This window comes from Mesorhizobium sp. M7A.F.Ca.CA.002.05.1.1 (genome assembly GCF_003998335.1).
GTDB lineage: Bacteria > Pseudomonadota > Alphaproteobacteria > Rhizobiales > Rhizobiaceae > Mesorhizobium.
The window spans coordinates 1-6,871 of the sequence record NZ_RZQI01000262.1 but is presented as its reverse complement, the minus strand read 5'-3'; the positions used below and the strand labels follow the sequence as shown (position 1 = coordinate 6,871).

Here is a 6,871-nt window from a genome sequence, read left to right as displayed (position 1 = left end):
GTCTTGAAAGGAGGGCTCACGTGTTTACGTTTCATCGTAACCATCGTCACCATCGTCACCATCGTCAGCGTGGCCCGATTTCTGCCCTGCGAGCTTGCTTGCAGGGCTGACCAGGGACGGTCCGGGTTTTTCCCGCCTCGATTTTTTGGTCTGCCCTTCGTGGTGTTGCAACGCCGAGCCTGATGGCCAGCCTGCGCACCGTCAAAGTGCATTGAGCCGGACTTTCCTCCGGCAAGACCAGAGAAATCAAAATGGCCCTGATCAGCCTCAAATCCCTCGGCGTCACCATGAGTGCGCCGCTGTTTACCAATCTCGATCTCACCATCGGCTCCGGCGACCGGCTCGGCATTGTCGCCGCCAATGGCCGCGGCAAGTCGACCTTGCTGAAATGCCTGACCGGCGAGATGGAGCCGACCTCCGGTGACATCACCCGCACGCGCGGCCTGCGCGTCGGTCATGTCGAGCAATCCATTGCCCCGGCCCTTCTCACCCGCAGCTTCCATCAGGTGGTGGCCGACGCCTTGCCGCCCGAGCAGGCTGAAAGCGAGCTGTGGCGCGTCGACGTGGTTCTCGATTCACTCGATGTGCCGGAGCCGATGCGCGAGCGGCCAATGCAGGCGCTGAGCGGCGGTTGGCAGAGACTGGCGCTGATCGCCCGCGTCTGGGTGACAGATCCGGACGTGCTGCTGCTCGACGAGCCGACCAACCATCTCGACCTTGCTCGCATCAGCCAGTTGGAAACCTGGCTCAACGCATTGCCGCGTGAGGTGCCGGTCGTCATTGCCAGCCACGACCGCGCCTTTCTCGACGCCGCCACCAACCGGACGCTGTTCCTGCGCCCGGAACAGTCGCCCGTGTTTGCCTTGCCCTATTCCCGCGCCAGGCGGGCGCTCGACCAGGTCGACGCCTCGACCGAGCGCAAGTTCCAGCGCGACATGAAGGTGGCGCAGCAATTGCGCCGGCAGGCGGCCAAGCTCAACAATATCGGCATCAATTCAGGCAGCGACCTGCTGACGGTCAAGACCAGGCAACTCAGCCAGCGGGCCGAAAAACTGGAGGAAGCGGCGAACCCGGCGCATCGCGAGAAGTCGGCGGGTGCCATAAAACTGGCCAATCGCGGCACTCACGCCAAAGTGCTGATCACGCTCGACGACGCGGCTGTCGAAACACCCGATGGCACGCTGCTGTTTCGGGCCGGCAAGCGCCACATCTGCCAGGGCGACCGCATCGTGCTGCTCGGCCGCAACGGCGTCGGCAAGTCGCGCTTCGTCACCCTGATCCGCAATGCCATCATCGAACCGGACACGGTGCGGAATGTGAAGGTGACGCCGTCGACGGTGCTCGGCTACAGCGATCAGGCGCTGTCGGGCATCAGCGGCGACGACACGCCGCTGGCGATGGTCTCGCGCCGCTACGATGTCGGCGAGCAGCGCGCACGGTCGTTGCTGGCCGGTGCTGGCGTGGTCATCGAGATGCAGGAGAAAAAGATCGGCGTGCTGTCCGGCGGCCAGAAGGCGCGGCTGATGATGCTGGCGCTGAGGCTCGCCAATCCCAACTTCTATCTGCTGGACGAGCCGACCAACCACCTCGACATCGACGGCCAGGAAGCGCTGGAAGCGGAACTGCTGGCGCATCAGGCCAGCTGCGTGCTCGCCTCGCACGACCGCTCCTTCATCCGCGCCATCGGCAGCCGCTTCTGGCTGATCGACAAACGAAAGCTGACCGAAGTCGAGGACCCCGAGGAGTTCTTCCGCTCAGTGGCCGAAACGGCAGGATGAGGCCAACGGAGGTCGACTGGCATGTAAATTATTTGCTTACAGACCTTGTTTTTGTAAGCAATCTGTTTACATATATCGATGATCAAGTCCTTCAAGAACAAGGCGCTGTCGGACCTCTTTCAAACTGGAAAGACCGGCAAGATCGACGCCAAGATGCACAAGCGCATTCTTGTCCGGCTTGACCGCCTGGAAGCTTCGGAGAAGCCGGAGGAGATGAACCTTCCCGGCTTCGATTTCCACCCGCTGAAAGGCTTCGATCCAATCCGCTACACGGTCCACGTCAACGGTCCGTGGTGCATCACATTCGAGTTCGACGGCAAGGACGCTGCCCGCGTCGATTTCGAGCAATATCACTGAGGCGGCCAGACTGGAGAAGTTCGACTTATGACCGTGCACGAGCCGACGCGTCCTATTGAGCGTTGTCCCTCCCACCCGGGAGCGCTGCTTGAGGACATTATCCCGGCAACTGGAAAGACCAAGGTGGAAATTGCAAATCTGCTCGGGATCTCCCGGCAGCAGCTCTATGACATCATCCGCGAAAAGAAGCCGGTTTCGCCGGCTGTGGCCGCTCGCCTCGGGAAGCTGTTCGGCGACGGCGCCGCGATCTGGCTTCGAATGCAAGCGGCTTTCGATGCTTGGCACGCAGAGCGTGAAGTTGATGTTTCAGCGATCCCTACGCTCAGGGTTGCGTAGGTCCGCACGGCAGCATTCGGACAGACCATCAGACGCCGCGATAAAAAATCTCGACGGTCTGTCGGATAGCCTCAGCCCATCGCGTCCTTGGGATGCCGACACGATGATGCCGGCGCCAACCCAGGGAGAATTATCATGTCGGTTCTTTCATCCATCGGTCGCGTCGCAACCCGGTATGCGGCAGCGCGCGCTCGTCACCGCAGCGAGCGCATCCTGCTTTCGCTGCCGGCCTCGCTGCGCAAGGATATCGGCTTTCCGGACGTCTTCGACGCGCAGAACGGCCGCCGCCCCTGACCTCGCGAGGCGCCAGTCAGTCATGCGTATCACCTGAAAGCGGTGTCGCCTGCATCGATACGCGTTTTTCGAAAGCCTCGAACCAGTGCGTCAGCCGCGCCCGCGAGCGAAAAGGCGGCAGGTGGCGGAACGCCATCCAGGACAGCGTGGTGGCCAAGGCGATGTGGCCGACATGGAGCGGTGCCTCGTCGTCCAGCGCGCTTTCGATCCAGTCGTAGCTCGCCTCGATCTTTTCCCGGTATCCGTCGGCGAGAGCACCATAGCGCAGCTTTTCGGGTCTCCTTTCTGTCTCCCAGCGCAAAGCGATGCCTGTCTGCGCGAGGCCCTGGGCGACCGACTGAAGCCGCAACGCCTGCCAGCGCGCCTCGCCGTCCTGCGGCAGCAGCTTGCGGCCGTCATGCAGTGTGTCGAGATAGGCGCAGATGACATCGGAATCGAAGATCGGCGACGCATTTGGCCGCAACAGCACCGGCACCTTGCCAAGCGGATTTTCGGCGTAGACATCGGCGTTGCGCAAGGTCGGACTGGTCTCATGATGGATGACCTCCAGCCGATCGGCAATGCCAACCTCATGGGCGAAGACAAGCGCCTTGCGCGCGAAGGGTGAGTGGGTTTGATAGTAGAGGATCATTGTCGTCCCGGGGTTGAAGAGGCGTTCGCGTGATCCATCTGTTCTAGCCTGCGAGCCGAGAGAATTGCGCTCTGATTGGGCGCCGCCGACGCAAGTTCGTTTCACGCCTCTCGCTCGAGCCCGCGGCTGTCCGGGATTATCAAGGGCCGACCGCCAAAAAAATTTCGCCGCCATGTAGGATCGCCGCCGTCCGATCCGTCCTATGGCTCGCAAGGCCAAACGCAAAGAGGAACAACAAATGACTGATCAGACCCCCGTTCAGCCCGCGGCCAAAGTGCTCGGCGGATTGACCCCCTATCTGCAGCTGGATGGCGCCTTCAAGGCTGCCGAATTCTACAAGAAGGCCTTCGGCGCGGAGCAGGTCTTTGCCTACCCGGCGGACGAAAAAGGCCGCACCATGCACATTCACCTCCACATCAATGGCTCGACCCTCATGCTCTCCGATTTCTATCCGGAAAACGGAATGCCCGCCGTCAAGCCGCAGGGTTACACCATGCAGCTTCACCTCGGCAGCGACGACATCGAAGCCTGGTGGAAGCGCGCCGTCGATGCCGGCTGCGAAGTCGCCGTGCCGCTCCAGGTCATGTTCTGGGGCGATCAGTGGGGCAATATGCGCGACCCGTTCGGCGTCGAATGGGCGATGAACGCGCCGGTGAAGAAAGCCTGATCTGCCGCCGATGGCCCGAGCCCCTCACCGGCCGGCGCCGGTGAGGCCCTGTGAACTTCCAGGAGGAGATCCAAAATGTCCTATGTCGATGGTTTCGTACTTGCCGTATCCAGGGCAAAACTCGATGACTACAAGAAGCTGGCCAACCTCGCAGGGCCTATCTGGAGGGAACATGGCGCGCTCGCCTATGTCGAATGCATCGGCGACGACGTGCCCTATGGCGAGGTCACGTCCTTCCCGCGTGCCGTGCAGGCCAAGGACGACGAGATCGTCGTCTTCGCCTGGGCCGTCTATGAGTCGCGGGTGAGCCGCGATGCCGTCATGGCCAAGGTGATGGCAGATCCGCGCTTGAAGGCCGATTGGGCGGACATGCCGTTCGACGGCAAGCGCATGATCTTCGGTGGCTTCAAGCCATTCATTGAGCTTTGAGCAGCCGGTTGCAGATTAGAAGAAGCCTCTCAGCTTCGTCATCCTAGGGCGAAGCGCGAAGCTCCGTCGCGAAGACCCTAGGATGACGACGCGGGTGCTTAGGCCAATCTCTAAGGCCACGATCAGCTAGATAGCGTTGCGCTAATCCAGCTTGTCGAGCAGCGGCTTCAGCCGGTCTCCATAGCGCTTCCACAGATCGACCGACCCTTGATACATCGGCTGGCGCACCTGTGCGGCTGAAGCCGTGCGAACCGGTCGGTCGGTCTCGTGGAACGATAGAGCCGCGTCGTCCCAGGGCAGACCGAGATGAGCGATCAATGCCCGCGTCTGTCCTTCCTGGTCGGCGACAAAATCCTCGTAGCGTACATCATGCACGACGCCCGGCAGCACCGTGTGCCAATGCTTCATGATGTCGGTGTAGAGATTGTGGAAGTCGGCGAGCTCACCGAGATCGTAGCCATAGCGATGGCTGTCGCCGCGGAAATGCACCTTGTAGATCGACAGGCAGGTGGCCGCCGCATCGCGCGCGCAGTGGATGATCCTGGCCTTCGGCATCATCATGTGGATGAAGCCGACAAGCAGGAAGTTGCCCGGCATTTTGTCGGTGACGTGGCGCATGTTCGGATAGCGGGCATGCAGCATGTCGAGATAGGCTTGGCCTGCTTCGGCAAAATCCGCATCGCCCATATCCGATACGCCCCATGGGAAGCCACCCGGCATGGTCGCCGGGAACTGCTTGCCGACCGCCTTCTTCAAGATGCTGAGCTCGCCTGCGCCGTAGACCTGCGGATGGCTGGCAATGATCTGCTCGACCAGCGTCGTGCCCGAACGCGGCATGCCGACGATGAAGATCGGCGTGTCGTCGCTGATTGAGCTGGGCCTGTGCTTCTCGAAGAAGCCGGCATCGAAGGTGGCCTTCATCGCCTCGAATTCGGCCCGCGTCCTGGCCTGGTCGTAGTTGATGCCTTTGCGGCGGATCGCATTGCCTTCGGCGAAATAGTCGAAGGCCCGGCCATAATCCCTGAGATCGTCATTCGCCTTGCCGAGTCCGAAGGACAGCTGCATGCGTGCCAGGCTGTCCTGCGGCGCTTTGGCATGCTGGGCTTCCATGCCCCCAAGCTCGCTGTCGCGATCCTTCTGGCGCTTGACCTGCGTCAGCATCAGCCAAGCTGTGGCCATGGCGGGGTTGATCGCCAACGCCTGCCGGAACAGGTCGACCGCCTCGTCGAGCTTGCCCTTTTCCATCAGCCCGACGCCGAGCCCGTGCAGCAGGTCGGCATCCTTGGGGCGTATCGCCAGCGCTTCGCGGAAGACGGCGAGCGCCTCATCCAGCCGCCCGGCTTCCTGCAGGGTTTCGGCAAGCCCGATGCGGGCGCGCACGTGAAATGGGTTGCGTGCAACCGTGCCGCGATAAATCTCTTCGGCCTCTTCGAACTGGCCGACCTGCTTCAGCGATGAGCCGAGATTGTCGCGCGCCGCGAGCTGGTCCGGCCCCAGATCCACCGCACCGCGGAAGAAATCGATGGCCGCAGCAGGGCGGCCGAGGTCGCGCATCACCGTACCGAAATTGTTGAGGAAATCGGGATTCGTCGGCTGCAGGCTCACCGACCGTTCGATGAGATCCAGCCCTTCTTCGCTGCGCCCGGTCTGGTGCAGCAGCAGTCCCAGGAAATGCGCCGCGGCCGCATGCTTGGGCTGACGCGCCAGCACCTGCCGGTAGATCGTCTCAGCCTCTTGCCGGCGCCCCGCCTGATGCAGTTGCAACGCCTGCTGCACATACTGGTCGAGGCCCAGCGGCGGCTGTCCGCCTGCGCCAGACCTGGCTCCCGCACCCGCCGCTCGTCTTTGATCTCTGTTGATGGGAAACCTGCCGTGTTTTATCCGCCTGTGGCGATCTAGGCCATTGGCGCGCCAGGTTCAAGGCTTCGCTTGCTGTCTCGTCCTTTCGTCGGTGCGGAAAGATCAAATCAGGCGATTGGTCTCGGCAACCTGCCTGGCACGCCGAACCGTTCCATCGGTGTCGGCGATCCTTCGCTTTGCCGCCTCGTCACTTCTGACAGTCAGCCGCGGCGACAGGACAACCATCGGCTTTGCCATTACCGGCTTTGCGACCGGCGTGATCGTTACGGGGGTGCCTGTTGGCGTCTTTACGGACATCTCGAGGTCTCCTTCTTCAACTCACAAGAAAAATGAAATACCGGGAGAATTATTCCCGCTAAGCTTCAAACAGTTTTTGAATTGTATGAATTTGTATCATCATTTTTCTGATAGTTACAGCGCGCAATTTTTTGAATGAAGCACAATTTTATTTTAAAACGCCTTGATTAAATTACAACAAAGGCCTATCTGTACAGGATCGCTTTGGGCCAGAATTGGCAT

General features: G+C 61.2%; 10 protein-coding genes. 8 read left to right on the top strand and 2 right to left on the bottom strand.

The genetic code is table 11. The features are described from left to right. The 5 genes from EN939_RS38550 to EN939_RS15295 all read left to right on the top strand — a co-directional run. A partial coding sequence (locus tag EN939_RS38550; RefSeq protein WP_206528292.1) for a hypothetical protein occupies positions 1-183 on the top strand: 183 nt, incomplete at its 5' end. 68 nt (positions 184-251) lie between these two features. After that, the gene (locus EN939_RS15310; RefSeq protein WP_127268664.1) at positions 252-1,778 is read left to right on the top strand and encodes an ABC-F family ATP-binding cassette domain-containing protein; all 1,527 of its coding nucleotides are present in this window, start codon (positions 252-254) and stop codon (positions 1,776-1,778) included. 78 nt (positions 1,779-1,856) lie between these two features. Then, positions 1,857-2,135: a type II toxin-antitoxin system RelE/ParE family toxin gene (locus EN939_RS15305; RefSeq protein ID WP_023809788.1), complete on the top strand. Its 279-nt coding sequence runs from the start codon at positions 1,857-1,859 to the stop codon at positions 2,133-2,135. Positions 2,136-2,162: 27 nt separating this feature from the next. Then, positions 2,163-2,471: a HigA family addiction module antitoxin gene (locus EN939_RS15300; protein WP_127268663.1), complete on the top strand. Its 309-nt coding sequence runs from the start codon at positions 2,163-2,165 to the stop codon at positions 2,469-2,471. Between the two features lie 135 nt (positions 2,472-2,606). Then, on the top strand, positions 2,607-2,765 hold the full coding sequence (locus EN939_RS15295; protein ID WP_127268662.1) for a hypothetical protein: 159 nt from the start codon (positions 2,607-2,609) through the stop codon (positions 2,763-2,765). Positions 2,766-2,781: 16 nt separating this feature from the next. Here EN939_RS15295 and EN939_RS15290 read toward each other — a convergent pair whose 3' ends face one another. Further along, a complete protein-coding gene (locus tag EN939_RS15290; protein ID WP_127268661.1) occupies positions 2,782-3,396 on the bottom strand; it encodes a glutathione S-transferase family protein in 615 nt (204 codons plus the stop codon). Positions 3,397-3,634: 238 nt separating this feature from the next. On the opposite strand from EN939_RS15290, the gene EN939_RS15285 reads away from it, so the two are divergent. Both EN939_RS15285 and EN939_RS15280 read left to right on the top strand, forming a co-directional pair. Beyond that, complete coding sequence (locus tag EN939_RS15285; protein WP_127268665.1) at positions 3,635-4,063, top strand: VOC family protein; 429 nt, start codon at positions 3,635-3,637, stop codon at positions 4,061-4,063. Positions 4,064-4,138: 75 nt separating this feature from the next. Beyond that, a complete protein-coding gene (locus tag EN939_RS15280; RefSeq protein WP_127268660.1) occupies positions 4,139-4,492 on the top strand; it encodes a DUF1428 domain-containing protein in 354 nt (117 codons plus the stop codon). Between the two features lie 141 nt (positions 4,493-4,633). Here the strand turns inward: EN939_RS15280 and EN939_RS15275 are convergent, their stop codons facing one another. Further along, positions 4,634-6,256, bottom strand: coding sequence for a tetratricopeptide repeat-containing sulfotransferase family protein (locus EN939_RS15275; protein ID WP_245473096.1), 1,623 nt, complete (start codon positions 6,254-6,256; stop codon positions 4,634-4,636). Between the two features lie 139 nt (positions 6,257-6,395). On the opposite strand from EN939_RS15275, the gene EN939_RS38060 reads away from it, so the two are divergent. Continuing rightward, complete coding sequence (locus tag EN939_RS38060) at positions 6,396-6,788, top strand: hypothetical protein (protein ID WP_164748817.1); 393 nt, start codon at positions 6,396-6,398, stop codon at positions 6,786-6,788. Positions 6,789-6,871 lie beyond the last annotated feature (83 nt).

What these genes read in the sequence shown, in the direction of transcription:
- EN939_RS15305 (WP_023809788.1), top strand. Translation starts at nt 1,857, where the DNA reads ATGATCAAGTCCTTCAAGAACAAGGCGCTGTCGGACCTCTTTCAAACT.
- EN939_RS15310 (WP_127268664.1), top strand. Translation starts at nt 252, where the DNA reads ATGGCCCTGATCAGCCTCAAATCCCTCGGCGTCACCATGAGTGCGCCG.
- EN939_RS15300 (WP_127268663.1), top strand. Translation starts at nt 2,163, where the DNA reads ATGACCGTGCACGAGCCGACGCGTCCTATTGAGCGTTGTCCCTCCCAC.
- EN939_RS15295 (WP_127268662.1), top strand. Translation starts at nt 2,607, where the DNA reads ATGTCGGTTCTTTCATCCATCGGTCGCGTCGCAACCCGGTATGCGGCA.
- EN939_RS15290 (WP_127268661.1), bottom strand. Translation starts at nt 3,396, where the DNA reads ATGATCCTCTACTATCAAACCCACTCACCCTTCGCGCGCAAGGCGCTT.
- EN939_RS15285 (WP_127268665.1), top strand. Translation starts at nt 3,635, where the DNA reads ATGACTGATCAGACCCCCGTTCAGCCCGCGGCCAAAGTGCTCGGCGGA.
- EN939_RS15280 (WP_127268660.1), top strand. Translation starts at nt 4,139, where the DNA reads ATGTCCTATGTCGATGGTTTCGTACTTGCCGTATCCAGGGCAAAACTC.